The sequence below is a fragment of the Desulfomicrobium norvegicum genome, from assembly GCF_900114595.1.
Classification (GTDB): domain Bacteria; phylum Desulfobacterota; class Desulfovibrionia; order Desulfovibrionales; family Desulfomicrobiaceae; genus Desulfomicrobium; species Desulfomicrobium macestii.
The window spans coordinates 183,164-209,391 of sequence record NZ_FOTO01000001.1; the positions used below are offsets into that span (position 1 = coordinate 183,164).

A 26,228-nucleotide genomic window follows, 5' to 3' on the forward strand; every position below is an offset into this window, starting at 1 on the left:
AGTGGAAATACCGAAATTGCCCCATCCAATCGTGGGCAACATTTCCCAGCAGGAGAACCAAGCATGTTCAGACATAACGGATTGTGCGGCCTTGTGGCCGGACTCTTCCTCTTCTTTTCCACCGTCCAGGCCCAGGCCCAAACCCAGCCCCAAGCCCCCGGCTTCGGCCTGCAGGATGTCGCGGCCATGGCGCAAGAGCTCGCGGGCAAACCTTACGAAGACAACGCGGGCCAGGTGCCCCAGGTTTTAAAAACCATCTCGTACGACCAATGGCGGGACATCCGCTTTGTCCCGGAGAAAAGTCTGTGGCGAAAAGAGAAGTTGCCCTTTGAACTGCAATTCTTTCACCCGGGCCTGTTTTACGACCGGACGGTGGCCATCAACGTGGTGGAAAAGAATGTTCCCACCCGTCTGGCCTTCGACACCGAAGCCTTCGATTACGGGAAAAACGTTTTCGCCGCCCAAATTCCGGCGGAAATGGGCTACGCGGGATTTCGCGTCCACACGGCCATCAACACCAAGAACTATCTGGATGAATTCCTGGTCTTTCTCGGGGCCAGCTATTTCAGGGCCGTTGGCAAGGGACAGAACTATGGTCTGTCCGCCCGTGGCCTGGCCATCGACACGGCGGAGCCCTCGGGCGAGGAATTCCCTTTTTTCAAGGAATTCTGGATCGTGAAGCCGGGCAAGAAAGACAAGTCCCTCGTCATCTATGCCCTGCTGGATTCACGCAGCGTAACCGGCGCCTATCGTTTCGAGACCACGACGGGAGCGGAAACCGTGCTCGACGTCGAGTCCATACTTTTCCTGCGTGAACCCGTGACAAAGCTGGGTATCGCACCCCTGACCAGCATGTTCATCTTCGGAGAAAACTCCAATCCTCGCGTGAGCGACGACTTCAGGCCCGAAGTGCATGACTCCGACGGCCTCATGGCAGCCCTTGAAAACGGGGAATGGATCTGGCGGCCGCTGCAAAATCCCAAGTCCCTGTCCGTCAATGTCTTCAGCGCGCCCAACATCCGCGGCATGGGACTCATGCAGCGCGACACGGAGTACGCAAACTACCTCGACCTCGAAGCCAAGTACGAGGCCAGGCCCAGTGCCTGGATCGAACCCAAGGGTGACTGGGGGCCTGGAAAGCTGCATCTGGTGCAGATTCCTTCTCCGGAAGAGATTCATGACAACATCGTCACCTTCTGGACGCCGGAAACAAATCCGCAGCCGGGACAGGCCATCGCCTTTGATTACAGGATGCGCTGGGCGCCGCCCAAACGCGTGGCATCTCCGGAGGGTCAGGTCATTTTCACGCGCACCGGAAAGGGCAAAAAGCCCAATTCCAGACTGTTCGTGCTTGAGTTCCAGGGAGGCAAGCTTGAGGACCTCCCGGATGACGCGGCCCTTGACGCCAATGTCTGGGTCGGCATGGGCGGCAAGCTCCTGGAAAAACGCGTTTACAAAAATCCTGTCACCGACAGCTGGCGTCTGGTATTTGAAATCGAACCCGACTCGACCTCGGCCCTCTCCATGGTTCTGCCGGACAAGAGGCCAAGCATAGAAATGCGGGCAATCCTGCAACACGGCGTAACTCCGCTAACCGAAACATGGACCTACGCCATAAAGCTCTGATGAAAAACAAACACCCGGAGCCCCCTTTGCCGCACGATGACTGCATTGCAGGCCTCTACAGCCCGCCAGTGGAAACGGCGGCCACGATTCTCGAGACCCGGCTGGAAGCAGCCGGAAGACGGGTCGCGGCTTATCTGAGGCATCTGCCGCTGCCGGAGAGAAGCCGTCACGAGCTGGCCCTGAAAACGCTGACAACGCTGGCCGAAGATCCCGGCAACAATCCGTCGCAGGCCGAAGCCAGGGCCATGACCATCCTGCGGGAACTCCTCGCCGAGCAGCCGGTCCCTCTTTTCGTGGTGCCCGGCCCTCCTGTGCAACGCGTGCACATGAAACCCGAAGAGATGGACAGACGGCCGTGGGTGCGAGTGTTCCTGCGCCTTGGCCGGCCTCTTTGGAACATGACCGCGTACTTTTTCAACTCGCGCCTGATCGATATCCTGATGTACGCGCTCCTGCTCGCGGGACTCCATGTTCTCGACGCAAGTCTGCCGTAACGCCGGGACAGACATACAGGACCTTTAAAATACCAGTCTGGCGAATTGCCCGGACTTTCATATTGCCGTCCATGCTTCTCCCCATGGCCCGGCCGCCTCATCAAGGAAATTCATGAAACGAGAATTCTTGAACGAACCCTGGCGCAAGATCGCCAGCCGCCGCAGACTCCTACTCCTCATCCTGGTCCTGACTCCGGCCCTGGTTGCCGCAAGCGTCATGGGATCGCTGCTCCCGCATCGCGGCACCACCTACCTCGAAGCGAGCATCATTTTTGTCTACTGCGTGCTCTTCATCTGGATCTCGCTCGGATTCTGGACCGCCCTGGCCGGATTCTGGACCCTGCTCAAGAAAGACGACCGCTTCGCCGTGACGCGCTCACGCGGGGAACTCGACGCGCCCATCCGCGCGCACGTCAAAACCGCCATCCTCTTCCCAGTCTGCAACGAGGATCCGGAACGGATCATGGCCGGCATCCAGGCCGTCTGGCGATCCCTGGTCAGACTCGGCGCGGCGGACAGGTTCGACATTCACATCCTGAGCGACTCAAACGATCCCGACCGCTGGGTGCAGGAAGAGGCGGCCTGGAACAGGCTGTGCGAAGATCTCGGTGCGCATGGGCACATCTTCTACCGTCGCCGCCGCATCAACCTGAAGCGCAAAAGCGGCAACGTCGCCGATTTCTGCCGTCGCCACGGGGCCCATTACACCTACATGATCGTCTTTGACGCCGACTCCGTCATGTCCGGGGAAACACTCATCCGCATGGTGCGCATCATGGAACGCAGGCGGAACGTCGGTATCCTGCAGACCGCTCCGGCCTGCACGGGGCGCGAGACCCTCATCGCCCGCGCCCAGCAGTTCGCCAATCGGGCCTACGGGCCCATGTACGCGGCAGGACTGCATCACTGGTTCCTGGGAGACGCACAGTTCTGGGGCCACAACGCCATCATCAGGGTCAAGCCATTCATCAAGCATTGCGCCCTTTCGCGCTTGCCGGGCAAGCCGCCGCTCGGCGGCGACATCCTGTCCCATGACTTCGTGGAATCAGCCCTCATGCGCCGCGCGGGATACTCCGTCTGGCTGGCCTACGATCTGGAAGGCAGCTACGAGGAAGTCCCACCCAACCTGCTGACCGAGCTCAAACGCGACCGCCGCTGGTGCCAGGGCAACCTGCAGCATCTGCGGCTGGTCTTCACCCGCGGCATCTTTCCCGGCCACCGCGCCCTGTTTCTGAACGGAGTCATGGCCTACGGCTCGGCCCTGCTCTGGTTCCTGTTTCTGGCACTGGCCACAGCCGAAGCTATCTCCGAGGCTGTGATCCAGCCCGACTATTTCACCCCGGCCAAGTCCCTCTTTCCCGTCTGGCCTGTCTGGGACCCGATGCCGGCCCTGACCCTGCTGGCCGCGACAGGCGTCATCCTTTTCCTGCCCAAGGTCTGCGCCCTGCTCCTGGCCCTGATCAAGGGACGCCGCAAACAGTTCGGAGGATTCTTCGCCCTGTGCGGCAGCATCCTGACGGAAGTGGTGCTGTCCACGCTGCTCGCCCCGGTGCGCATGCTCTTTCACAGCAAGTACGTCTTTTTGACCCTCATGGGCATGGGCATAGGCTGGGGCACACAGCAGCGCGACGACGAAGGCACACGCTTCTGGGACGCACTGCGCTTTCACGGCGGCGGCACGCTACTGGGCCTCATCTGGGGTGCGACCATGTTTCAGATCAACCGGGTCTTTTTCTGGTGGAGTTCGCCCCTGGTCTTCTCCCTCTTGCTCTCCATACCGGTGTCCATGCTCACCAGCCGCGCCGAACTGGGCCGTTTTTTCCGCGCCATGCGGATCTTCAAGACGCCGGAAGAAGTCCGTCTCCCGCGCGAGTACGAGGACATTGAACGCTACATGCAGAGCATCGCCGAAGACAGATCCGGCTTCGGCATTCCAGCCGAGGAAGGTTTCCTGAGAGCGGCCGTGATCCCGGGCGTCAACACCCTGCACCGCACCCTGCTGCGCGGCCCCCGCACCCTGGCACCCGAGATAGAGGGACGCCGCGACGCCATCCTTGAAAAAGCCATGGACAACGGCCCTCAGGCCCTTTGCAAAAAGGAAAAGAAGGAACTGCTGTACGACGCGCGACGCATGAAAAGGCTCCACGAACACATCTGGGAACTGCCTCAGGACGAGCTGGAAAGACGCTGGAAAGTCAGGCTGGATTGATTCGAAGGCAAGAAAACACAGAAGCCACAAAACAACTCTTCAGCTGACCACGTTATTTCATAGGTCCTATAGGTCCCATAAGTCCTATAGGGCCTATTCTTTTTCCATGGCGCCTACTCTGCGCCGGGCAAGTTCTTCAGTCTTGCACCCCATCCTGCCCTGGTCGTCATAAGGCCCAAAAAAAGCCCCGCGTGAGCGGGGCTTGAAAAAAGGATGGGATTGCTCCCTCCTTTTGGAATCTTTTTTAACTAGTTGGCGCTGGCCTTGAATTCATCGCGTCTGTTCTTGGACCAGGCTTCCTCGTTGGAACCCTGAACAGCGGGGTATTCTTCGCCGTAGCTGATGATCTGCAGCTTGGACGAATCAATTCCCAAAAGAACGAGAAACTCATAGGCAGCACGGGCTCTGCGTTCGCCAAGAGCCAAGTTGTACTCGTTGGTTCCGCGTTCGTCGCAATGTCCTTCGATCAGCAGGGACAATGCCGGATTGGCCTTCAACAGCTCGGCCTTCTCCGTCAAAACCTGGCGGGATTCCTGAGTCAACTCATTGGAATCAAAAGCAAAATAAATCTTGTCTGCACCGATCTTTTCGATAGCCTGACGCTGCAGTTCAGCAAGGCGCTGCGCTTCGAGCTGCTCCGCCGTCAAGCCACCCTGAGCACCGGAACCGTCTCCAGCACCAGCAGCGGTCGCGCCGGCAGGGGTGGAGCTCACTTTTTTGGAGCAACCGCCAGCCATGGCCAAACAAAAAACCAAAACGATCAATCCAAAAACGCCTAACTTCTTCATAACTTCCTCCATTAACGAAAAAAAAACACGCCTCTGCCATTATAATTTCCCCCAGGCCGGAGAAGTTGCTTCCCCAGGTCCGGTTGGAATCAAGATTGGTTCGTCTCCATGCTTGGTGGTCAGATAGATCTTGCTCGGACCGGATCTGGTTGAAGCAAAAGCTATGAAATAACCATCGGGAGACCAAGTGGGATCTTCATCACTACCGGGGCCAAATGTCAACTGGCGCTCGCGCCCGGAAGCCAAATCCACCAAAAATAACTTATGTTTACCGTTCACCATCTGGGCAAAAACAACCTGGGAACCATCGGGACTGATGCTTGGGCCGGTGTTGTATTTTCCGGTCAGGGAGATGCGCTTGCTAGTACCATTCACCAGATTTTTCAAGAACACATGTGGATTTCCCAACCTGTTGGAAACAAATACCATTTTTTCGCCGGCCCGATCAAAATCCGGTCCGATGTCTATGCCCCAGTTTTCTTCCAGGGCGCGCACGACCTTGTACTCGGAATTGAGTTCATAAATATCCGGGTTACCGCGCATATCAAGACTGATCGCCACGTTTCCGGCCTTGGTGAAGGCCGGCGCTATCAGCGTGTTTCCGGGAAGTCTCTTTTTCTCCAGGGATCTGGTCTGTCGATCCCAGACGCACAGATTGTGATATTTCTTGTCCAGAAAGACAAAGACCAGCTTTTGCCCGTCGTGAGACCAGGCGGGACTGACGGCAATGCCATCGAGGTTGGTGATTTTTTGCAGATTGAGGCCCTGGGCCGTGGCCATGTAGACCTGTTTGCGCTGCCCTTCCTTCTTGATGAAGGCGATGTTCGAGCGGAAAAAATCCCCCTGCCCGGTCAGCGCTTCCATGAGGTCCGCGCAAAAGCGGGCGGCCACCTCGGGAATCTGCTGCTTGTTGGCCACGCCGTAACCTTTGCCCACAATCAGGCGGCCGGTGTAGACCTCGTAGGCACGCAGCTCCACTTCTCCGACTCCGCCGGGACGCGGGGCCCAGGCAGCAGTGACCAGCACGTCCGTACGCGAGAGCTGAAACTTGTTGAAGTCAATGTTCTGCGCGACATAGCCGCCCGGATTGGGACCGCCGACGATATCCTTGCCGGAAAGCATGTTAAAAAAAGGCAGGAAGGCGCAGTTGGCATGGATGCGCTGCTGCAATTCCGCCGGAGCGTTTTCGGGGATGCCTCCCACCGGACCAGCCCCGTCCTTGGACAGGGCCTCGGCCACGAAAAGATTCACCCGGGACTGACCCGGTCCATAGATGTCGATGTTCAGCACTCCGGCGGCCAGCACGGGACCGGAGAAAACGAACAGCGCTAGCAGAATGAGAAGGAATTTTTTGATCAAGGCAGTCTCCTGCTCAATTTTCCGTATTATAAAAAGTTATGACCAAAGTCGCATCCAGAGTTTCCGGCAATGGAGGCAACTTCTTGGTGTCCTCGATGGCGCGCATTACCGACGCGTCAAAATCGGATCGTCCGGATCCGTTCAACATGCGCGCTCCAAGAATTTCTCCGCCCTTGTTCACTTTGAGTTCCACCGTTGTGGCCAGCACAACATTCGACAACCTGGGGAATCTCCAATTCTGGCGGATGGCCCGCACGACCTGCGTGGCGTAGAATTGATCCAGGCTGCCGGAGGAAACCCCTTCGCCGTCCCCATCCTCGGCCGTTCCGTCCCCGCGCGTGCCGCGCCCCGAGACTTCCCGTCCAAGATCGGCCAGGGCGTCCGCCAAGGCGTCCTTGGAACCACTCTTGTTACCCTTGGCCGCACCTTCCGTGCCGCTTGAGGAAGAAGACTTGGCGACCTTGGTCGCATCGCCCAGAGCCTGCGCCAGAATTTCTTCCTTGGTAGGCTTCTTTTCGACCTTGGGTTCGCTTTTCGGCTCTTCCTTGGCGGTCTTCTTGGGTTCTTCCTTTTTGGGCTCTTCCTTCTTGGGAGCTTCCTTCTTGGGCTCAGGCTTTTTCGGTTCCTCGGGCTTGGCCTCGGCCACCTTGGTGGCGTTCACCGTGTCCGAGGGAATCGCCTTGGCCGTTTCGCTTGGCGCAGCCTTCTTGTCCGGTTTTTTCGGCTCATCCGGAGCCTTGACCGCCTTGGCATCCTTGGGAACGGGCTTTTGAGGGCTCGCTTCCTTCTCGTCAGCCTTTTTTGGCGCGCTCTTGGCGCCGGGCTTGCCCTTGTTCGGAGGACCGACCAGGTCGACCTCGTACATTCTTTTGTTCAGATTAAGTTTTATGTGGGTGTCCGTGGACACATAGGCTCCGCCGAGCAGCACTATCAAATGCAGCACAATGGAGAAAACCCAACTCAAATGACGCAGCGAATTAAACACTTAAACGCCTTATCCTAGGGGTTCTCTTCCTCAGGTTCCGCGACGACTCCAAGCTTTTGCACGCCTGCAGCCCTGACTTCCGCCATCACCTTGACGACCACGCCGTATGCGACATCCTTGTCGGCCTGCAGATAGAGCAGTTTTCCTTTCTCAAATTCCATTCTCTTGAGATAATTACCGAGTTCGTCGACCTTGACCTCATACTTGTCGAGCTTGATGGTCCCGTCCTTGAGCACGTGCAACACCACGGTGTCGCTGTCCTCGGGCAGGGTCTCGACCGCTTTTGTCTCAGGCAGGTCGACTTCGACGCCCTGTGTCAGCATGGGCGCCGTCACCATGAAAATGATGAGCAGCACCAGCATGACGTCCACAAAGGGCGTGACGTTGATCTCCGCCAGAAAGCCTTTTCCCGAATTTACCTGCATGATTTATTCACTCCGCTTGTTCATCCATGGGAGTTCAAGCTGGGCGCGATTCAGAAATTCGCTGGCGAAGCACTCCATCTCCGTATGCACGGTGGTGATCATGCCCAGAAAGGTATTGTAGGCGATGGTCGCCGGAATGGCCACGGCCAGACCGATGGCGGTGGCCACCAGAGCCTCGGAGATGCCGGGCGCGACTGCGGCCAGCGCCGCCGTCTTCATTTGGCCGATGGCGTGAAATGAGTTCATGATGCCCCAGACTGTGCCGAAAAGCCCGATGAACGGGGCCGCATTGGCGCATGTCGCCAAAAACGACAAGGACCGGGACATCTCCCCAAGCCCCTCGCTCACCCCCTGTTCGAGCACCCGGCGCAAATTGTCGCCGGCGACGCGGAACTTCAGGTTGGGATGAATCACGGATTGCTCCAGACGACGAAATTCCTGCAGCCCCCGCTTGGCGATGGGATACAGGGCCGAGTTGCCCTGCTCACGCAGGGTCTGCACACCGTCGGCCAGGTTGGTGGCGTTCTGGAATAGCGCACGCTCGCGCAGGGCCTTGCGCCGTCCGACATTGATCTGAATTATCTTGAAGAAAATGATCGACCAACTGATGAGCGACATGATGGCCAGTAGGCCCATGACGCCCTGCACAACCACGGTCGCATTGGAAATCATGTCCCAGAAACCCATCTGCGACATGCCGCCAAGCTGAGTGGCGGCTCCCAGGGATTGAATGGAATCAATCGGCTGCGTAACATTCATCTGCTCAACAACGCCCGTCTGAGCTACTGCGTCCATATCTGTCACCTTTTACACTACGAGATTTAACAGGGCACAACAAATTCTTGGTTCACTACAGGTAAAGACTCCGGGACACAAGAGCCCAGGCATCCCCGTCCGCCTGCCGATACTCTTCGGGGGTCATGCCGCACCCAAGGGCGATCTTGCGGCGCAACTCCGCGCAGACCAGATCGCGTGGAGCATGGGCGTCGTTGTTGACCACCATCCTGGCGCCATGCGCACGGGCCAGGGCCAGGACATGTCCGTTGGTGTATCCGTGTCCGGCCCGGGTCGTGATTTCGAGCAGCACGCCCTTTTCCGCCGCGAGCCGGACCTCTTCCGCCGTAATCAGTCCGGGATGGGCCAGCACGTCAACCCCGGCCTCAATGGCAGCGAGATTCGTGCCAGTCTCCACCGGCTCGACGATGGTCTCTCCATGAACCACGACAATTCCCGCGCCCAGGGCGCGGGCGCGCCGCACCTCCTGCTCCATGAGAGCGGGCGGTACGTGCGTCAGCTCGACCCCGGCCACGATGACGATATCCATGTAGATGGAATACTCCTTCGCCATGGCGGCCACACGCGGCAGCACGAAGTCCATGTTGGAGGCGTCGGCGTGATCGGTGATGGCCAGCGCCCGATACCCGGCCACCTTGGCCCGGCGAGCCAGCTCGGCCGGGACCAGCTCCCCGTCGCTGAAGCTCGAATGGGTGTGCAGATCGATCACGGGCGCGTCACATCTTGTACTTGAGATCGTCCAGGCTGTACTTGGAAAGGATATCCGTCCACTTGTCGCTGTCCTCGCCCGTGACAACCTCCTGAAAAGCGCCTTTCTGCAGGGTCTTGTTCAGAGCGATGACTTCCTCCGAGACACGGATGGGCACCTGGGCTCTGAGTGCCAATGCGATGGAGTCCGAGGGGCGGCAATCGACGCGACGTTCGCCGGTCTCGCCTTGCAGCACAAGTTCGGCATAATACGTACCTTCGTGGATGGAGATGATCTCCACCGCGACAAGCCGCGTTTCCATCTTTTCCAGTATGCCCAGGATCAGATCATGCGTCATGGGCCTCGGCACGGCGACCTTGTTCAGGGCCATGGAAATGGACATGGCCTCCATGGCGCCGATCCAGATGGGAAAAATGATATCTTCCGAAGTATCCTTTAAAATGAGGATCGGCATCTGCGAATCCTCGTCCAATGCCAGTCCGAAAACTATCATGTCTACCACGGTTCACCTCGAATCTCTCCCACGAGGGAGTGTTTCTTCGCGTCCACGATGCGCACGCGAACCATTCTGCCTGTCAGGCAAGGTATGGGCGATGAGAAATTGACAATCCGTCCGCCCCCGTCACGGCCTCTCCAAAAAATATGTTCACTGTCCTGCATCTTGCTCGGCCCTTCGACCAACACCTCGGCTTCCGCCCCCACCTGCGCGGCCAACTCCTCGACGGTGATCCGGTCCTGCATTTCCTGCAATACCGCCAGGCGTCGCGACTTCTCCTCTTCGGGAACCTTGAAGTCCATCTTCTCGGCCCGCACCCCGGGCCGGTCCGAGTATTTGAAGGAGAAGCTCGACTCATACCGCACTTCGCGCATGAGTTCCAGGGTATCTTCAAAATCCTGAAGAGTCTCCCCCGGGAATCCGACAATGATGTCGGTGGTCAGGGTAATCTGCGGGCAAACCCGGCGCAGCTCCCGGATCGTGTCCAGATAGCGCGCCTTGGTGTATTTGCGCCCCATGGCCTTGAGAACCGCGTCGGACCCCGACTGCACGGGCAGATGCAGCTGGGGGCAAAGATTGGGCAGCTTGCCGAAAGCGGTTACGACCTCGGGGGCGATGTCCTTGGGGTGCGATGTCGTGAATTTCAGACGCATGAGACCCGGAATGGCGGAAATCCGCTCCAGCAGGGAAGCAAAGGATGTTCCATCGCCATGCTTGTCCTGGCCGTAGCTGTTCACGTTCTGCCCCAACAGGGTCAGCTCGCGGGCGCCACGCCGCACCAAGGCTTCGCATTCGGCCACGACGGCGTCCGAGCCGCGCGACTTCTGCCGTCCTCTGGTGAAGGGCACGATGCAGTAGGTGCAGAAATTGTCGCACCCCTGCATGATGTTCACGAAGGCCTGAGCCTGTACCGTGCCGCCTTCGGGCTGTTCGCGTTCGGGGTAATGGTCCAGGAAATCCAGCAGGCTTATGCGCAGTGCCGGGTCCGCGACCAGACGCTCCAGGGCCTGGGGCACCATGGCGGTTCCGTCGGTTCCGAAAACCAGACGGACGAATGGAAAGCGATTCCAGAATTCCTCGCCGATCTGCTGGGCCACGCAGCCGCCAACGGCCACGAAAGCCTCCGGGTTCCGATCAGTGTAGCTCTTCAGGCGGCCGAGCAGGGAGTACACTTTCTGCTCGGGCTTTTCCCGCACGCTGCACGTGGTGACCACGAAAATTTGAGCGTCTGCTTCAGACGCCTCTGTCCAGCCTCTGGAGACCAGGGATTGGGTCAACCAGTCGGCATCAGCCACATTCATCTGGCAACCGAAAGTCAGTATGTGAAACCTCACGAAAAAGGGTAGCCTCCTCAATTATGCGTTGCGCATTGCTATGAACGTTTTTTTGACCCAGTCAACTGATTTTGGGGTCATTTCTGCGAACGGTCACGGGTCTGCTCGTCGATCCATTGCAAAAAGGGCGTGTGTCCTTGGTCCAGGGCCACTGCCACGATACAAGGTACTTCATAAGGATGCAGGCCCAGAACGCAAGCCTTGAGCGGTTCGAACAGGGCCGAGTCGGTTTTGGCCAGCGCAGCCACCTCGGTCTCGTGCTGAATTTCGTCTTCCCACCAGTACATGGATTCCACCCGCGGCAGGATGTTCACGCAGGCGACCAGACGCTGTTCGAGCAGGGCGCGCCCTATCCGCGTGGCCGTCTTCTCCTCCGGGAAGGTCATGTAAACCAGAATCTGTTCCATTCTTGCCTCCATGCAAAAAACTTGAGGTTGCGAAAAAAAACTGTCAGGCAAGGCTCGGCGTCTTCAGACCCGTCCGCATCTGGGAGCATCGCATGAGAGTTTCATCCATCACCGCACGCGCCCGAGCCGTTCGCGAGCGGCTGGCCCGGCGCTATCCCGCGCCCCGGACCGAGCTTTCCTGGTCCACCCCGTGGGAGCTGCTCGTGGCCACGATCCTGTCGGCCCAGTGCACGGACGCGCGGGTCAACATGGTCACGCCCGGTCTCTTTGCCACCTGGAAAACCGTGGAACAGATGGCCAAGGCCGACCCCGCGCAGATCGAGGGCGTCATCCGCTCCACCGGCTTTTTCCGCAACAAGGCCAAGAACCTGCACGCCTCGGCAGTGCGCATCGTGACGGAATTCGGCGGCCAGGTGCCGCGCACCATGGAAGAGATGCTGACCCTGGCCGGTGTCGCCCGCAAGACGGCCAACGTCGTCCTGTCCAACGCCTTCGGCGTGCACGCGGGCATCGCCGTGGACACCCATGTCAAACGGATCAGCTTTCGCCTCGGGTTGACCCGGCAAACCAACCCGGACAAGGTCGAACAGGACCTGCTCAAACTTTTCCCGCAGGACAGCTGGGGCGCGGTAAACCATTATCTCGTCCTGTTCGGCCGGGAGGTCTGCACCGCCCGCAAGCCAAACTGCGAAGCCTGCGAACTCGCCGACCTTTGCCCGCGGACCGGAGTCACCTCCCGCTCCGCTTCACCCACAACGAAACACAAAGCGTGAACATGCACATCGGAAAATTCAGCATACACAATACGGACGGCAAGGCCCGCGCAGGGGAACTGCACACCGCCCACGGCGTCATTCCCACTCCCATCTTCATGCCCGTGGGCACCCAGGGCACGGTCAAGGCGGTCTGCCCCCAGGATTTGAAAGACCTCGGCGCGCGCATCATCCTCGGCAACACCTATCATCTGTACCTGCGGCCCAATGACGAGATGATCGCCCGCCGGGGCGGACTGCACAAATTCATGAACTGGGACCGCCCCATCCTGACCGACTCCGGCGGATTCCAGGTCTTCAGCCTCTCGGGGCTACGCAAGCTGAGCGAGGACGGGGTGACCTTCTCCTCGCACATCGACGGTTCCAAGCACGTATTCACTCCCGAGAAGGTCGTCTCCATCCAGAAAAACCTGGGTTCGGACATCATGATGGTGCTCGATGAATGCGTGCCCTACGGCGCGGATCACGAATACACCAAGAAATCATTGGGCCTGACCACCCGCTGGGCCGCGCGCTGCCGCGCCGCCTATCCGCAGGGCAGCGGGGACCAGCTTCTCTTCGGCATCGGTCAGGGCGGATTCTTCAAGGACCTGCGGGAAGAGAGCATCCGTCAGCTCCTGGACATCCCCTTCGACGGCTACGCGCTGGGAGGCCTGAGCGTAGGGGAATCCAAGGCCGAGATGATGGACATTCTCTACCACAGCGCCCCGCTCCTGCCGGCAGACAAGCCCCGCTACCTCATGGGCGTGGGCACTCCGCTGGACATAGTGCGCGGCATCGACGCCGGCATCGACATGTTCGATTGCGTCATGCCCACCCGCAACGCCCGCAACGGGACCCTGTTCACATCGCAGGGCAAGGTCAACATCAAGCGGGCCCAGTACACCGAAGACGACAGCCCCCTTGACCCCGAATGCTCCTGCTACACCTGCCGAAACTTCAGCAAGGCCTATCTGCGTCACCTTTATCAGGCCCAGGAAATTTTGTCATATCGCCTCAACACCATCCACAACCTGGCATTTTTCCTGACCGTGGTCACGGATGCCAGAAAGGCCATCGAGGAAGGCACATTTCAGGCCTACAAGGCGCGCTTCGAGAATATCTACGACACGTAGGCGTCACGGCAAATAGTCCGCTTCCAGGAGACGGGAATCCGCACTTAAAAAATGGATTCCCGCCTGCGCGGGAATGACGTTCAGGTTCCATCGCAACATTTTTGCGGTGGGTACAAACGCAGCGAAAATACATGCCCCTCCGGACAAAATCCAAGGCGGGTCGGTCCGGGGGCATGGCCGGGTCGGCTGTCTGACCGAGCCAGGCATCGTTTGCCGCATCATTGCTCCCCCGCCCGAAGCGCCGTAGAAGATTCATGCACGCAATGATGCGGCTCTACGAGGCCGACGAGGGAGTTCCGGCCCGGCCATGCCCCCGGACCGACCCGCCGCTTTACACCTAACCGCCATTCCAGATTATCTTACATCCCAACAAGGAGGCCCACATGCTCAAGGATCTGACCCTCAAAAGTCGCAGCTACCGCAGATTCGACAACTCCGTCGCCATCCCCATGGCCACCCTGGAGGAACTCGTCGACCTGGCCGGGATATGCCCTTCCGCAGCCAACAAGCAGCCCCTGCGCTTCATTTTGTGCAACTCGCCTCAGGACAACGAAGCCATCTTCGACTGTCTGAAATGGGCCGCCTACCTGAAGGATTGGGACGGTCCCGCGCCGTCGGAACGGCCCTCGGCCTATATCGTCATGCTCAACACGGCCAAGGACTGGGATTTCGCCAAATTCGACCTGGGCATCATGGCCCAGACCATGATGCTGGGCGCTGTGGAAAAGGGATTTGGCGGATGCATGATCGGGGCAATCGACCGCGACAGGCTGCGCGCGCATTTATCCCTGCCGCCGGAGCTTGAAATCAGTCTGGTGCTGGCCCTTGGAAAACCCGCCGAAGACGTGCGCATCGTGGACATGCCCGCGGACGGGTCGGTCAAGTATTACCGGGACGAAGCAGGGGTGCATTACGTTCCCAAACGCAGTCGCGACGAGCTTGTTCTGCAAAAAACAGAAAAATGACAAAAAAAAGCCGCAAGCCCTCCGAAATGGAAAGGCTTGCGGCCATGAACTCCGCTCAACGACGCATCCTACCCCTTGCGGGAAATCAGCTCTCCAAGTCGATAGGAATCAAGGGTCTGCATGAGCACGTTGCTGGCTTCTATCCAGACGAACTGCGTCACGCATTCGCCCGCCAGGGAACATTCCCCGCAAATTGGCTCCCCCTCGGCGCACTGGGTCAGGGCCACTTTCTCTTCCAGGGCGCGGACCACGTCGCCGACCGTGACGTCCATGGCGGGCTTGGCCAGCTTGTGCCCGCCAAAAGGACCGCGTTTGCTCTCGATGAGCCCCCCACGCCGAAGCCCCGTGATCAATTTTTCAATATATTTCTGAGAAATATTCTGCCGCCTGGCGATGTCTGTCGTGTTGACCCAACCCTTGTCCTGATTCAAGGCAATATCGAGCAGCAGTCGAGTTCCATACCGGCTTCGCGTGGTCAAGCGCATGCGGTCCTCCAAATTTTCAAGATCTAGCCGTCGCCTCCGGATTTTCCGGACTCATTCTGGCCACCATTCACCCGATTTTCCGCTCGTACATGCTTTCTGGGCAAAACCACCCGGAATTCGGTTCCCTCACCCGGCGTCGAATCGACGTGGATCTGTCCGCCATGCTGATGAACGACATCATTTGCTATATAAAGCCCAAGCCCCGTCCCCTTGCTACCCTTGGAAGAGAAAAACAAGGAAAACATTTTTTCCTGCGTGGAACGATCCATTCCCGGGCCGTTGTCTCTAATGACGAACGAAACGCTGTCCTTGCCGCCCTCGATCAGGAAGGAGACAATGTGCCGATCCTTGCCTTCATCCTCGATGCACGCGTCCACCGCATTCTCGAGAATGTTGACCAGACCGGCGGAGATGACTTCCGGATCAATTTCAAAACGCCCCAGCTGGCCGTGAAATTCCTTTTGAAAACGGACATCGTGCTTGGTGGCCTTGGGTTCGACGAAATTGGCCACCCCGTCGCCGAAGCTCTGAACGTCAATGAGTTGGATGTTGAGATCCCTGTCCTTGGAATAATAAAGCATCTCCAGAACGGAATTGCGAATCCGGGAGATCATCAGCTTGACACGCTCGGCGCCGTTGGTCACGAGCTCCAGGTCCTGGTTCTGGATACCCTTTTCCAGCCGGTACAGCCCGCCGTCGAGAGCAGTCAGCATACCGCGCACGCCATGCGAGATGGAACCGATGAAAAGTCCGAGTGAAGTCAGGCGGTCCTGCAGTTCGCGGATCTGCGTAATGTCCGTTGCAAGTTCCATGACTTCATGAATCTCACCCTTCTCGTCGCGCAAGGGTGCGGTCAGGGTCAGCACTACCTTCTGCTGACCGCCACGCGTGGTGACGACTTCTTCGGTCTGATGCACCATGCCGTCACGAAAGGTTTCCTCCACGGGGCACTGCGGGCAGGGATGGGTGCGATGCTTGTAGATCTCATAGCAGCGCTCGCCAAGGCAGGAGCCGAAATCAAGCTTGAATTGCCTGTTGGCCCTCACTATGCGGCGGTCCCTGTTCTGGACCGAGATGTAACAGGGGACTTCATCGAAAAGCTGACGACAAAGCTGATGACTTGATTCGAGGATCTTGCCCTTTTCCTTCAGGATCCCGTTTTCCTGCTGAAGGTCCAGAAAAGTCAGAGCCCGGTCCAGGCTGACGCGCAGGGCCCTCTCCGACACCGGTTTGTAGAGGAAATCCGAAGCTCCATCGGCCAGAAAATCCAGGCCCAACTCGTATTCGCCTTCGGGAACCAGGACGATGATGCGCACTTCAGGATAACCGGCGCGAAGCCGCCTCAGCAGTTCCTGCCCGAGCCGGCAGTCGCAGATCCCCATAACCGCCAGACGCGGTCGAACCAGGCCCACGGTGACAAGAGCGTCGTCATAATCGCAGTTGGATGACTGATAGCCGTATTCGCTCAAGATATGCGCCAGGACCCTGCCGTGTTCAGGATCCTGGGTTATGATCACGATGGATTCGGAAATTACGATGTCATGCATATGTTTTGCCACAAAAAACCCTTGCACGTTTCACCTAGGCGCCCGGGCAAGGGTTTTTCAAGTTTGAGTTGCGGCTAACCAATCGTTTCCTTGATGACCTTCAGGAGATCTTCGCGATCGAAAGGCTTGGTAAAGGAAGCCACGGCCTTCTGAATTGCGTATTTGTTCCCGGAAAGACCGCTGATGACGATCACGGGGATGTTGCTGCATTCCTCGTCCTGACTCAATTCACGGTAAAAACGCGGACCCCATTCCTTTGGCATCTCAAGATCCAAAGTGATCAAATCGGGCTTCTCAGCCTTGACCACGGCCAAGGCATCGGCTCCGTCGGCAGCCTTGCAGGTGGCGTAGCCTGCGTCCTGAAAAATGTCTTCCAGATACGTGACGATGTTGGGATCGTCATCAATGATCAGAATCTTCTTGCCCATCATACACCCCCAATCATGATTACACGTTACACAGTTTGAATTTTATCCGGACGATTGACCGAAGCAACGGGACAGGTGGCGCGCAGCAACACCTGCTCCAGGGTATGTCCAAACGCGGAATCCTCGTCGCCGACATCCTTGGAATGATGCGCCATGACGATCAGGTCGGCCTGCTTCTCTCTGGCATACTTGACGATTTCTACATACGGGATGCCTTCCCAGATGTCGGCCGTTACATTCTTGAAATCTCCGGTCTGGATGAGATACTTGCGACGCATCCGGTCCCTGGCCTCGATCATCTGGTCATCAAGCTGCTTCTGGGAAATGAGACTGTGTGTGGAACCGATGTCGATGGCATGGAAAACGTGCAGCTTGGCATCCAGTTCCTTGGCCGTGTTGAGAGCGAACTTGAAAGCATGCTCGGACGCCTTGGAAAAGTCCGCGCCAAAGACGATATTGGTGAAACCACCCCAAAAAGAGGCCACGGGACGGTTGACTACCAGGACCGGAGCCTTGGAGGCCTTGGCCACACGCTGCAGGGTGGAGCCGGCGAAGTGACGCTGATAGGCATCGGCATCGGCTTCGCACCCGGTGGTGCTCGCACCCATGACGATCAGATCCACGTCTTCCTGACGAGCCTTGCGCAGCACCTCGCGATGCGGAATGCCTACGGCGGTCTCGATCTCGCAATCGACCCCGCTCTTCATTTGACGGTCATAGGTATTGGCCAGTTCATCCTTGACCCACAATGTATAATCCTCGTCCAACTCCACCTTTTCGCCGGTTCGCACGTCGACAACGACCTGACTGAAGCCACGACTGGGCACGCCCAGCACATGATGGACAAAAAGCTTGGCATTATAACGCGCTGCCAAATCGAACGCGACACGCGCTGCGGCATCACAACAGGGAGAGCCGGAGGTGGCGAACAGAATCTTTGTAAACATATGTCAACTCCCGTTCTGTTTGCGGCATGCCGCCTTTCATGGCGGCATGCCGTTGTCTGGACAGACTTATTCCTGCGGCAAGAGATGCTCCGGAACAACCAGCATCTTGATCAGAAGCGGCTTCAGGAAGCTCCAGCGAATGCCGATCTCGAACTCCTCTTCCAGATCTCGGATGGCATCCCAACAGTTGTGGCAGGGGGCGATAACGAACTTCGCTCCCGTGGCCAGAATCTGCTCACGCTTCATCTTCAGCGCGACGTTGCGCTGTTTCCGATAGCGTCCGATACCATTGAACCCGCCACCACCGCCACAACAATAGTTGTGCTCCTTGTTGGGGGACATCTCGCGGAAGTCTTCCGCGATATGCTTCATGATGATTCGACCGCAGTCACGCAGTCCCGCATTACGCACATAGTTGCAGGAATCCTGCAGCGTGACGGGCTCTTTTATCCTCTTGGCCGGATCGATCTTGAGCTTGCCTGTTTCGAGAGCTTCGGCCACCCACTCGACGTAGTGCAGGCACTCCACGGGCGGTTGTCCATCCGGCCGTCCGGCCCAGTACGGACCTTCGATGACCGTGGCGCGATAGGCGTGACCGCATTCGGTCGCGACCATGCGTTTGGGACGCAGGCGCTCCATGGCGCCGTAAACGGTTTCAACCTGCATCTTGCAGGCTTCCCAGTCACCGGCGAACATGGAGAGGCTGGTCATCTCCCAGCCCTCGGAGGGCATGGTCCAATTCTCACCGGCCACGTGAAACAGGATGGCCGCCTCGACTATGTCTTCAGGGTAATGCTTGGCCTCGCGGGCGTTGATCATGTAGACGATGTCGGCATCTTCCTTGTCCACCGGAATCTCCAGACAAGGCCATTCCTCCAGCGCTTCGTCCACCATCCATTCGCAGGTATCCACGAACTCCTCGACGGTGACGTCCATCTGGGCGCGGAAGAGGCGATGCATGCCGGAACCGATCTTGAGTTCCCACGGCACGAAACCCTGGGAGTGCAGCAGTCCGCGCAGGTAGCCGAACATGACGCCCATGTCGATGCCGTAGGGGCAAAAGGATCCGCAACGGTTGCAGCAGGTGCACTTGGACCAGGCCGTATCCATGCACATGCGCATGAATTCGTTGGTCACGTTGCCCTTCTTCTTGACGATTTCGCCAAGGGTGGACTGAATCTTGTACGAGGGGACCTGCTTGGGGTCACGCCCGTTCACGCTGTACAGAAAGCAGCTGTCGGCACAGAGCCCGCAATGGGCGCAGATATCCAGCCAGGTTTTGGTTCGTGACTTCATGGTCTTCTGGATGGTCGCCCAGAGCTTCTCGGCATCCACATCCAACTGTTCCATTTCCGCATAGTATTTCTTGCCGTTGCTGTCCGCCAAGAGGGCGTCGAGGTCCTCTCGGGTGGCAACGGGTCTCTTATTACAAATTGTACCTTCGGGCATATCGTATTCCTCTTGGCTTACCAGTCAAAATTGGACTTCATTCCGCCGCGCTTGATCCCGAAATCCATGCCGATCTGAATGCGCGTACAGAAAAAGAGCGCAATGTGAGACAGCTTGGTGAAGGGAGCGGCCAGCAGCACAATCACGCCGCAGAGCACGTGCAGGGTGATCCAGAACGAATAGTTTGCGGTATGGTAGGTGGCGATGATGCCGGAGCCCAGCAGGGTCAGAATCAGCACCAGCAGCATGATATCCTTGATGTCGGTCAGGATGCGCACTTCCGGCAGAAGCAGACGGCGCACGGCGATACCAAGGCCGGCCAGAAAGGCCGCAATGGCCAGAACATCCGCGAGCAGTTGCGGCATTGCCGGCCAATCGATCCCAAGGCCGTTTCTGATCATGACCGCGTGTCCTTCCAGGAACAGGGGCACGATGACAAGGCCGATGTGAAAGGCGAAGAACATGATCGTAAAGATGGGCTTGGCTCTCCAGCTGTACGTCCCGAAAGGCAACAGCCAGCGATAAACGGACCGGAAAGCGCCCTTGAGGCCGTAGCCCATGTGCGGTTTGTAGGCCACACGGTCCAGTCTCCAGTCGAGACCCATGAAATACATCACCACCCGGGCGGCCAAGCCGACAAAGAATACCGCAAAGGCAATCCAGAGCAGCGGACCAGTCAATATCTCATACATAGATTACTCCTTCATTGGTCGGATAAGGCCCGAGCCTATTCTTCTTCCGTGTCAGCGAACTTGTCCACGTCCCTCTCGGACACGAACAGCCAGAAGGCCACGAATGCCACCAGACCAACGCCCATACCCACATAGGCCATGCCTTTGGTCCAGAACATGAAGTCATGAAGCGTCATGAATTCCATTTTTCCGCCTCCTTTAGTGCGCGCCCTTGAATTCAGGGTGTTCATGCAGGATCGGCAGCTTGTTCAGGCAGATCCGCAACACGGTGATTTCAAGGGTGACGATGAATACGGTGATCATGATCTCTTCCCAGGAAGGGACATAACGTAACTCGGACGGAAGCTGCCAGTTGAAGGCCACCAACGAGATATTGAGCCTGTTGAGCACAATGCCCAGCACGGTGACGATGGACGCATAGAAGGCCAGCTTCTGGTTCTTTTCACGCGCCGCGACCGCGTACATCATGCAGGGAACGAGTACGAAACCGAACATTTCGACCAGGAACCAGGTGCCCCAGCCCGTTGCGAGATGGTGCCAGTTGTTGTCCAGTGCCACGCCGATCCACTTCAGGTTGAAGTAGGCGAAGAGGACCACGGCTGCGGCCTTGGCAAAACCCAGAGTCACGCCAGGGGCTTCCTTGATGTGAGTCTCGTCCATCTTGTGATGCAGGAACTTGTGCGACAGCCCACCTTCGAAAATGACCATGGAAAGGCCGGCCGGGATGCTCGACAGGAAGAAGAAGAGCGTCAGATAGGGCGAATACCACAGCGGGTGCAGCTTGGAAGGCGCGAGCAAGTACAGTCCGCCCAGCGAAGACTGGTGCAGGGTGGACAGGACAACGCCGAAGATGGTCAGCACCAGGGTCAGGCTATGCGCCCAGAACCGAAGCTTCTTCCAGCGCAGGGTTTCCCACAGCGCGGGCGAGAATTCGATGGCCAGGACAGTAAGATACAGGGCCACACACAGACCTACCTCGAAAAGGAAGGAAGTGGGACCGGGATAGATGGTCAGCGGATAGGGCAACCGGTAATAGCGGCCCAGGTCGTAGAGCAGGGCGAAGACGACGAATGCGTAGCCCAGAAATGCGGTGGTGATGGCCGGGCGCACCGCGGAATGGTATTTCTTCATGCCGAAGAGATACACGGCGGCGGAGGTCGTGTATCCGCCGGCGGCCAGGGCGACGCCGCAGAGCAGGTCGAATCCGATCCAGATGCCCCAGGGATTGTCGTCGGTCAGGTTGGTCACCGACCCGATGCCCATGGTGAATCTCTTCACTGTCAGAGCCAGGCCGACGGCCAGGATGACGGCGGTCAGTATATTCGCCGGAGTCCAGAATGTCTTGTTTGGTGTGGTGTGGTGAGACATCAACACTCCTCCTTATTGCTCGCTCGGATCAGCGGGAGTTTCGGCCTTGAGCCGTGCCTCTTCCGCTTCCTTGAGCGCTTTTTTCACTTCACGATCAATGGCGGACTGCTTTTCGCGTTCCGCCTTGTCCATGGCCGCTTTCGCCTTCTTCGCCGCTTCGGCCTGCGCCTCGGCCACGGCTTCCGCCACGGCATGGTGCTGCTCTTCCTCGGCAATCTTGTCCCGGCGCTTGGTCAAGGCGTAGGCTCCAGTCAGAAACACGGGCCACAGACCGACGATGGCCGGAACAATGGACAGTGCGCCGGAAGTGAGTTCCGGAGCAGGAGTGATGCCCAGATCCTCGCGCATGCCGATTTTTTCGAACGGCACGCCGGAAATGTACATCCAGCTCGTTCCGCCCATTTCGCGTTCACCGTAGATGTGATCGACGTAATTGTTCGGGTGCTTGCGGATGCGTTCCCGGGCAATGTTCAGCAGATCCTCACGACGGCCGAAGACCAGGGCGCCTTTGGGGCAGTCTTCGACACATCCCGGGAGCTTGCCCTCTTCGATCCGCGGCTGGCACATGGTGCACTTACGTACCCGGGGCGTGATGGGATCATGATATTCGTAAGTCGGAACTTCAAAAGGACAGGCGATCATGCAGTAACGACAGCCCACGCACTTGGAGGCGTCATAACTGACCGCGCCGGTCTTGTCCTTGACGAAGGCGCCGACAAAACAGGCCGAAGCGCAGGCAGGCTCAAGACAATGATTGCACTGCTGCTTGCGATATACCGGCTTGTTGCCGATTTCGTACTTGTTGACCACGGTGAAGGTGTCGTGATGCGTACGCCGTCTCTTGTCCAATACTGTCAGGTCATCGAAGGGGACCGGCTGTGCGGGCAATTCGTTGACCTTGTTGCATGCGGCTTCGCATTTTCTGCAGCCGATGCACTTGGTGCTGTCGAACAGGACCCCGAAACTTTCGGGATATCCCTTAAAATGGTGTGTTCCACCGGCTGTGGCCGAAGACGCCGCCAAACAGGCTCCTGCGCCAGCCAGCATGCCAATGAATTTTCTGCGTTTCATAGTAGCTCCTCGTTATTGCGACCTTCCGGGCAGGTTATTGCTTTACGGCATGACATTCCGCGCAGGCAGTGGCCGCCGGCTTCTGGATGCCCATTTCGCTATGACAACCAATGCATTGCTGGTGATAGGCGGTCTTCAGATCAGGCTTGGCTCCACCCTGGGCACTCGCGACCTTGCCATGGCAACTGACGCACTTGGGAGGATTGGCCGAAGCGGGGCTGTTGTGATGACAGCCGGAACAGACAGCGTTGGGACTGGAGTGGAAATACGCAGCCATGGCGTCGTCCTTCATGCCATCCATGATCTTCTGCACGATCTTGCGATGCGGGAACTTGCTGACCTCGTACTCGTTTGCCAGGACGCCGATCTCCACGATCTCGGGAATCTCGTTGACCTTGATTTCAGGATCGGTCTTGACGCGGGTGTTCATCAGCATCGCGGCGGTGTTGCTCCGGGCGTTCTTGTCATTGACCAGTTCGGCCCCGGGCGTGATGTCGACATGGCACTTGGCGCAGCTGGCATCGGTGCCCTGACCGGTTCTGCCCATGAACGTATGGCATCCGGCGCACTCAGGCTTGGCCTGAGACTGGGCATGACATCCCACGCAACTGGCCTGGGCGGTCACGCGGTGCATGGCCTGCTCGGTAGTTACGAATCCGCCCTCTTCCTTGCCCAGCGAGGTGTGGCACTGCGAACAGGGGATCACGCCCTTGGAAGAAGCGTTGTGATGGCAGACCGAGCAATTCTCGTTCTTTTCTTCGTGCAGCTTGTGATTGAAAGCTACGGCGCTGACCAGTTTGGGCTCGGTTCCGGCCTTGGCCGTGGCGGCCATCAGCAGCGCGTAATCGGTCTGTCCGGCTTCAAGCCTTGGCACATCCGCGACCTTCTTGAATCCGGCGCGAACACCGGCGTCGTGACAGCCGGCGCACTCCACGGGACCGGTAGGCTGCTTGGCCTTGCCGATTTCCATATGGCAGGACATGCATTTTTCATGTGCCTGATCCTTGTTCTCGGCAAAGGCGAGATTGCGCTCTTCGGGCTTGTCCTGGGAGTGGCACTTGGAGCAGTTCTCCTTCTGCCCCGGGGCAGGAAGAACCATCTTCGAGGACGAGTGACGGTAATGAAGGGATTTATCAAACGAGATCAAAGTCCGTGACGACTCCGTGGGTCCAGCGTGACAGGTCCGGCACTGTTCGCTGCCGGGACCGCTTTTCTTGCCGGCCTTGGTCGTATCCGTGTGACACTTGATACAGTTGTCGTGATAAATGGCCTTGATTTCCGCGGCATTCGTATCTTCCTGACGCTTGAACTTGGCCGTGACCGTATTGCCGGTCACAGTATGGCAGGATTCGCACTTGCCCTCCACAGCCTTGGTGTGCTTGTCGTGCTCGAACTGGACCACAGGATAATCGAGATCACCGAACTTCTTGAGCGTGTCGATGGAAATCAGATCCGCGCCCATCGTCTTCGTTTCGATCGATGCCTGTTTTCCCCCAAGAGCGTTCAGACCGAATCCAGCCACAGCCATGCTTACGCACAGGATTCCAACCCATCGCAGCATTGGTCTTCCCTTCTCCATGTGAAAATTCCTTTGTTGAAATCCGCTCCGGAAAATTCCGGAAACCTCCCAAGCCCGGAGGCTGCGCCCCCCAGCACCTTCCTTGAAAAGAAAAAATCAAACCCGGTGCATTTGACGCATGAGGTCCGCGAAAAAGGTCTCGATACTAAGCAGACCATTTGGGTATGATTTATTCCGACCTAGGAGGTATAGAATTACGACAACCTCGTCAATAGCTAATCCATTTTTTCACAATCACTTGAGATTGCTGACTTCCACTGCCAAGTGGCGTTCCTTAGCAATCAAAAGCAACAACAACTCACCGTATTTATGAATTTTCTTATCTGAACTTTGTAGCTGCAAAGAGTGAAAAAAATCGTCAATGCCGTGCGGAGGGATGGTCCCAAAACGAAATTTACTAATAAAAAAACCGGCCCTCAAACGAGAGCCGGTTGCAAAGTCGAAAAACAGGAGCCGATTATTTTTTTACATGACATTCGCCACAAGCGACGGGACCTTTCTTGGACTCGATGTGACAGCTCTTGCACTGCCTGTGATAAGCCATCATGAGCCCAGGCTGGCTGCCTTGCGCCTTGAGCGTATGGCAGTCGGCGCAAGCCTGATCCTCGGAGCTTTCGCCTTCGACCAATTTTCCATCCTCGTAGACATGATGGCAAACTGAGCAATCTTCCAAGGCAGCCTTGTCGTTGTGATCATCATGATCAAACGCACTGATCGGGCGTTCCAATTTTTCAAAGGCATCAACCTTCAAGTAGGTGTCGTCCTGGGAAAAAGCCGAAATACTGCAAAACGTGACGCAGAGCACGACAGAGCAGAAAATGAAGTATCTGTATAGTATATGTCTCATTGCTCACCCCTAGACAGCATTTGGTTTTTCCATGCAATCATAGATAATTTCCCCAAGGAACTTGAGCTCGATGCCAAGTTTGTACTTGTGGATAATATCTTCAAGACCACCATGACAGTTATGGCATGGAGCTATGCAGACCTTGACTCCGGTGGCCTGCAACTGCTCAGCCTTGACCCTGTTGCTCTCCACGCGAGCGTTTTTGAACGGCGGGCCGCAGTTGATAACTCCGCCGCCTGCGGCGCAGCAATAGTTGTGCTCTTTGTTGGGGGTCATTTCGATGAAATTGGGACAGAAAGCCCGCACCACTTCACGCGCCTTTTCGTGCAACCCGCGCCCGCGCACCACGTTGCAGGGGTCATGAAAGGTGACCGGCTCCTCGAATTTCTTGGCGACCTTGATTTTGCCTTCGTTCAAGAGGTCCCAGTAAAATTCAAGAGCGTGAACAACCTGTATGGGCGGCATCTGCCAGCCCAGCACGCGGTTGCCGGTATCGTACACGGAGCGGAAGGCGTGGCCGCATTCACCCATGACGATTTTCTTCACGCGCAGTCTGGCCGCGGTGTCGAAATGCATTCTCTTGAGGCGGCCCATCATTTCCGAGTCGCCGGTGTACATGGCCATGTCGGAGTTGTCCCAGCCGGGAGTCGCCGGCATGGTCCAGTCGCAGCCGGCTTCATTCATGATGGCTGCGGCCTGGTAAATGAGCTGGGTACGAAACTTGGGTTCCGGTCCGATCACGGAATACATGATCTCCGCGCCTTCCTTTTCCAGCGGAATGCGCGCAGTGGGCAGCTCCTCGCGCAACTCGTCTTCCTGCCAGATCAGGGCGTCTATCCATTCGTCATCCTTGACCCACATCTGATTCATGGTGGCGGCATGTGAATGAGCCGTATCCTGAATATAGAGGGGCGTGATCTCCAGTTTGTGACCAATCCGGCGCACCAACGACATCATGTACGCGATATCGATACCAAACGGACAATACTGAACGCACCTGCGGCACATGTTGCATTCCGTCTGCGCAACCTGAATGGCCTGTTTCATGAACTCGGCCGAAACCTTGCCTTTCTTGTCAAGCATTTCCCAGATGGTCTGTTTGACCTTGCCCACAGGGGAAAACCGCGGATCGCGATCCCGGGACAAAAAGAAATGACAGGCATCAGAACACAGGCCGCAGTGGGCGCAGGTCTCGACGTATGCCTTGAGACGGGCACCGGCCTCATTGTCGAAAACTGCATTGATCGTCTTCTCGATCCTTTCCGGGGTCAGCTTTTCCGCTCCCCGTTCAACACCTTCGTCTTTTATCCAGACGCGTTCTTTCATAGCGTTCTC

At 57.5% G+C, this 26,228-nt stretch carries 27 protein-coding genes; 6 read left to right on the forward strand and 21 right to left on the reverse strand.

Going from position 1 to position 26,228, the window contains the following annotated elements:
- The first annotated feature begins 63 nt into the window (after positions 1–63).
- The 3 genes from BMZ24_RS00840 (at position 64) to mdoH (ending at position 4,329) form a co-directional block, all read left to right on the forward strand.
- Positions 64–1,626: an OpgD/OpgG family glucan biosynthesis protein gene (locus BMZ24_RS00840; RefSeq protein ID WP_092188318.1), complete on the forward strand. Its 1,563-nt coding sequence runs from the start codon at positions 64–66 to the stop codon at positions 1,624–1,626.
- Between the two features lie 26 nt (positions 1,627–1,652).
- Entirely contained in the window at positions 1,653–2,120 is a 468-nt protein-coding gene (locus tag BMZ24_RS00845; protein ID WP_143077805.1) for a hypothetical protein, read from the forward strand.
- A 112-nt stretch (positions 2,121–2,232) separates the two neighbouring features.
- Entirely contained in the window at positions 2,233–4,329 is a 2,097-nt protein-coding gene (mdoH, locus tag BMZ24_RS00850) for a glucans biosynthesis glucosyltransferase MdoH (RefSeq protein WP_092188322.1), read from the forward strand.
- 248 nt (positions 4,330–4,577) lie between these two features.
- On the opposite strand, the gene pal is transcribed toward mdoH, so the two are convergent.
- From pal to cutA, 9 genes are all read right to left on the reverse strand, one after another.
- A complete protein-coding gene (pal, locus tag BMZ24_RS00855) occupies positions 4,578–5,117 on the reverse strand; it encodes a peptidoglycan-associated lipoprotein Pal (protein ID WP_092188324.1) in 540 nt (179 codons plus the stop codon).
- Between the two features lie 39 nt (positions 5,118–5,156).
- Entirely contained in the window at positions 5,157–6,476 is a 1,320-nt protein-coding gene (locus BMZ24_RS00860; RefSeq protein WP_092188326.1) for a PD40 domain-containing protein, read from the reverse strand.
- A gap of 13 nt (positions 6,477–6,489) precedes the next feature.
- Positions 6,490–7,461, reverse strand: a complete 972-nt coding sequence (gene tolA, locus BMZ24_RS00865) for a cell envelope integrity protein TolA (protein WP_092188328.1) — start codon at positions 7,459–7,461, stop codon at positions 6,490–6,492.
- Positions 7,462–7,475: 14 nt separating this feature from the next.
- A complete protein-coding gene (locus BMZ24_RS00870; RefSeq protein ID WP_015772810.1) occupies positions 7,476–7,886 on the reverse strand; it encodes an ExbD/TolR family protein in 411 nt (136 codons plus the stop codon).
- Between the two features lie 3 nt (positions 7,887–7,889).
- The gene (locus BMZ24_RS00875; protein WP_092188330.1) at positions 7,890–8,681 is read right to left on the reverse strand and encodes a MotA/TolQ/ExbB proton channel family protein; all 792 of its coding nucleotides are present in this window, start codon (positions 8,679–8,681) and stop codon (positions 7,890–7,892) included.
- 55 nt (positions 8,682–8,736) lie between these two features.
- Positions 8,737–9,390: a histidinol phosphate phosphatase domain-containing protein gene (locus BMZ24_RS00880; protein ID WP_092188331.1), complete on the reverse strand. Its 654-nt coding sequence runs from the start codon at positions 9,388–9,390 to the stop codon at positions 8,737–8,739.
- Between the two features lie 7 nt (positions 9,391–9,397).
- Positions 9,398–9,892: a bifunctional nuclease family protein gene (locus tag BMZ24_RS00885; protein ID WP_092188333.1), complete on the reverse strand. Its 495-nt coding sequence runs from the start codon at positions 9,890–9,892 to the stop codon at positions 9,398–9,400.
- A complete protein-coding gene (gene miaB, locus BMZ24_RS00890; protein WP_092188335.1) occupies positions 9,886–11,220 on the reverse strand; it encodes a tRNA (N6-isopentenyl adenosine(37)-C2)-methylthiotransferase MiaB in 1,335 nt (444 codons plus the stop codon). Before miaB ends, BMZ24_RS00885 begins: the two co-directional genes overlap by 7 nt.
- Positions 11,221–11,297: 77 nt before the next feature.
- The gene (gene cutA, locus BMZ24_RS00895) at positions 11,298–11,627 is read right to left on the reverse strand and encodes a divalent-cation tolerance protein CutA (RefSeq protein WP_092188336.1); all 330 of its coding nucleotides are present in this window, start codon (positions 11,625–11,627) and stop codon (positions 11,298–11,300) included.
- Positions 11,628–11,719: 92 nt separating this feature from the next.
- On the opposite strand from cutA, the gene nth reads away from it, so the two are divergent.
- From nth to BMZ24_RS00910, 3 genes are all read left to right on the forward strand, one after another.
- Positions 11,720–12,400 (forward strand): endonuclease III, encoded by a 681-nt coding sequence (gene nth / locus BMZ24_RS00900; RefSeq protein ID WP_092188338.1) that lies wholly within the window; start codon positions 11,720–11,722, stop codon positions 12,398–12,400.
- Positions 12,401–12,402: 2 nt separating this feature from the next.
- The gene (tgt, locus tag BMZ24_RS00905; RefSeq protein WP_092188339.1) at positions 12,403–13,515 is read left to right on the forward strand and encodes a tRNA guanosine(34) transglycosylase Tgt; all 1,113 of its coding nucleotides are present in this window, start codon (positions 12,403–12,405) and stop codon (positions 13,513–13,515) included.
- Between the two features lie 383 nt (positions 13,516–13,898).
- Positions 13,899–14,480, forward strand: coding sequence for a nitroreductase family protein (locus BMZ24_RS00910; protein ID WP_092188341.1), 582 nt, complete (start codon positions 13,899–13,901; stop codon positions 14,478–14,480).
- A gap of 68 nt (positions 14,481–14,548) precedes the next feature.
- Here BMZ24_RS00910 and BMZ24_RS00915 read toward each other — a convergent pair whose 3' ends face one another.
- The 12 genes from BMZ24_RS00915 to tmcB form a co-directional block, all read right to left on the reverse strand.
- Positions 14,549–14,965, reverse strand: coding sequence for an RrF2 family transcriptional regulator (locus tag BMZ24_RS00915; protein ID WP_092188342.1), 417 nt, complete (start codon positions 14,963–14,965; stop codon positions 14,549–14,551).
- 23 nt (positions 14,966–14,988) lie between these two features.
- Entirely contained in the window at positions 14,989–16,512 is a 1,524-nt protein-coding gene (locus BMZ24_RS00920; protein ID WP_092188344.1) for a hybrid sensor histidine kinase/response regulator, read from the reverse strand.
- A gap of 74 nt (positions 16,513–16,586) precedes the next feature.
- Complete coding sequence (gene divK / locus BMZ24_RS00925) at positions 16,587–16,940, reverse strand: DVU0259 family response regulator domain-containing protein (RefSeq protein ID WP_092189498.1); 354 nt, start codon at positions 16,938–16,940, stop codon at positions 16,587–16,589.
- 26 nt (positions 16,941–16,966) lie between these two features.
- Entirely contained in the window at positions 16,967–17,887 is a 921-nt protein-coding gene (locus BMZ24_RS00930; RefSeq protein ID WP_092188346.1) for a universal stress protein, read from the reverse strand.
- 66 nt (positions 17,888–17,953) lie between these two features.
- Complete coding sequence (gene hmcF, locus BMZ24_RS00935; protein ID WP_092188348.1) at positions 17,954–19,336, reverse strand: sulfate respiration complex iron-sulfur protein HmcF; 1,383 nt, start codon at positions 19,334–19,336, stop codon at positions 17,954–17,956.
- Positions 19,337–19,353: 17 nt separating this feature from the next.
- Positions 19,354–20,028 carry a sulfate respiration complex protein HmcE gene (hmcE, locus tag BMZ24_RS00940; protein ID WP_092188350.1) on the reverse strand — a complete coding sequence of 225 codons (675 nt, stop codon included), beginning with the start codon at positions 20,026–20,028 and terminating at the stop codon, positions 19,354–19,356.
- Positions 20,029–20,063: 35 nt separating this feature from the next.
- Entirely contained in the window at positions 20,064–20,213 is a 150-nt protein-coding gene (gene hmcD / locus BMZ24_RS00945) for a sulfate respiration complex protein HmcD (RefSeq protein ID WP_092188352.1), read from the reverse strand.
- 13 nt (positions 20,214–20,226) lie between these two features.
- The gene (gene hmcC, locus BMZ24_RS00950) at positions 20,227–21,396 is read right to left on the reverse strand and encodes a sulfate respiration complex protein HmcC (protein WP_092188354.1); all 1,170 of its coding nucleotides are present in this window, start codon (positions 21,394–21,396) and stop codon (positions 20,227–20,229) included.
- A 12-nt stretch (positions 21,397–21,408) separates the two neighbouring features.
- Complete coding sequence (gene hmcB, locus BMZ24_RS00955) at positions 21,409–22,467, reverse strand: sulfate respiration complex iron-sulfur protein HmcB (protein WP_092188356.1); 1,059 nt, start codon at positions 22,465–22,467, stop codon at positions 21,409–21,411.
- Positions 22,468–22,501: 34 nt separating this feature from the next.
- On the reverse strand, positions 22,502–24,046 hold the full coding sequence (hmcA, locus tag BMZ24_RS00960; RefSeq protein ID WP_092188358.1) for a sulfate respiration complex hexadecaheme cytochrome HmcA: 1,545 nt from the start codon (positions 24,044–24,046) through the stop codon (positions 22,502–22,504).
- A gap of 457 nt (positions 24,047–24,503) precedes the next feature.
- A complete protein-coding gene (gene tmcA, locus BMZ24_RS00965) occupies positions 24,504–24,893 on the reverse strand; it encodes an acidic tetraheme cytochrome c3 TmcA (protein WP_092188360.1) in 390 nt (129 codons plus the stop codon).
- A 9-nt stretch (positions 24,894–24,902) separates the two neighbouring features.
- Positions 24,903–26,219, reverse strand: coding sequence for an electron transfer complex ferredoxin TmcB (tmcB, locus tag BMZ24_RS00970; RefSeq protein WP_092188362.1), 1,317 nt, complete (start codon positions 26,217–26,219; stop codon positions 24,903–24,905).
- Between the last annotated feature and the right edge of the window lie 9 nt (positions 26,220–26,228).

Coding starts and splice junctions, on each gene's coding strand:
- BMZ24_RS00875 (WP_092188330.1), bottom strand. CDS start 8,681: ATGGACGCAGTAGCTCAGACGGGCGTTGTTGAGCAGATGAATGTTACG.
- tgt (WP_092188339.1), top strand. CDS start 12,403: ATGCACATCGGAAAATTCAGCATACACAATACGGACGGCAAGGCCCGC.
- nth (WP_092188338.1), top strand. CDS start 11,720: ATGAGAGTTTCATCCATCACCGCACGCGCCCGAGCCGTTCGCGAGCGG.
- BMZ24_RS00870 (WP_015772810.1), bottom strand. CDS start 7,886: ATGCAGGTAAATTCGGGAAAAGGCTTTCTGGCGGAGATCAACGTCACG.
- hmcD (WP_092188352.1), bottom strand. CDS start 20,213: ATGGAATTCATGACGCTTCATGACTTCATGTTCTGGACCAAAGGCATG.
- tmcA (WP_092188360.1), bottom strand. CDS start 24,893: ATGAGACATATACTATACAGATACTTCATTTTCTGCTCTGTCGTGCTC.
- pal (WP_092188324.1), bottom strand. CDS start 5,117: ATGAAGAAGTTAGGCGTTTTTGGATTGATCGTTTTGGTTTTTTGTTTG.
- cutA (WP_092188336.1), bottom strand. CDS start 11,627: ATGGAACAGATTCTGGTTTACATGACCTTCCCGGAGGAGAAGACGGCC.
- hmcE (WP_092188350.1), bottom strand. CDS start 20,028: ATGTATGAGATATTGACTGGTCCGCTGCTCTGGATTGCCTTTGCGGTA.
- BMZ24_RS00920 (WP_092188344.1), bottom strand. CDS start 16,512: ATGCATGACATCGTAATTTCCGAATCCATCGTGATCATAACCCAGGAT.
- hmcC (WP_092188354.1), bottom strand. CDS start 21,396: ATGTCTCACCACACCACACCAAACAAGACATTCTGGACTCCGGCGAAT.
- mdoH (WP_092188322.1), top strand. CDS start 2,233: ATGAAACGAGAATTCTTGAACGAACCCTGGCGCAAGATCGCCAGCCGC.
- hmcA (WP_092188358.1), bottom strand. CDS start 24,046: ATGGAGAAGGGAAGACCAATGCTGCGATGGGTTGGAATCCTGTGCGTA.
- tmcB (WP_092188362.1), bottom strand. CDS start 26,219: ATGAAAGAACGCGTCTGGATAAAAGACGAAGGTGTTGAACGGGGAGCG.
- BMZ24_RS00840 (WP_092188318.1), top strand. CDS start 64: ATGTTCAGACATAACGGATTGTGCGGCCTTGTGGCCGGACTCTTCCTC.
- BMZ24_RS00910 (WP_092188341.1), top strand. CDS start 13,899: ATGCTCAAGGATCTGACCCTCAAAAGTCGCAGCTACCGCAGATTCGAC.
- hmcF (WP_092188348.1), bottom strand. CDS start 19,336: ATGCCCGAAGGTACAATTTGTAATAAGAGACCCGTTGCCACCCGAGAG.
- divK (WP_092189498.1), bottom strand. CDS start 16,940: ATGGGCAAGAAGATTCTGATCATTGATGACGATCCCAACATCGTCACG.
- BMZ24_RS00930 (WP_092188346.1), bottom strand. CDS start 17,887: ATGTTTACAAAGATTCTGTTCGCCACCTCCGGCTCTCCCTGTTGTGAT.
- hmcB (WP_092188356.1), bottom strand. CDS start 22,467: ATGAAACGCAGAAAATTCATTGGCATGCTGGCTGGCGCAGGAGCCTGT.
- BMZ24_RS00915 (WP_092188342.1), bottom strand. CDS start 14,965: ATGCGCTTGACCACGCGAAGCCGGTATGGAACTCGACTGCTGCTCGAT.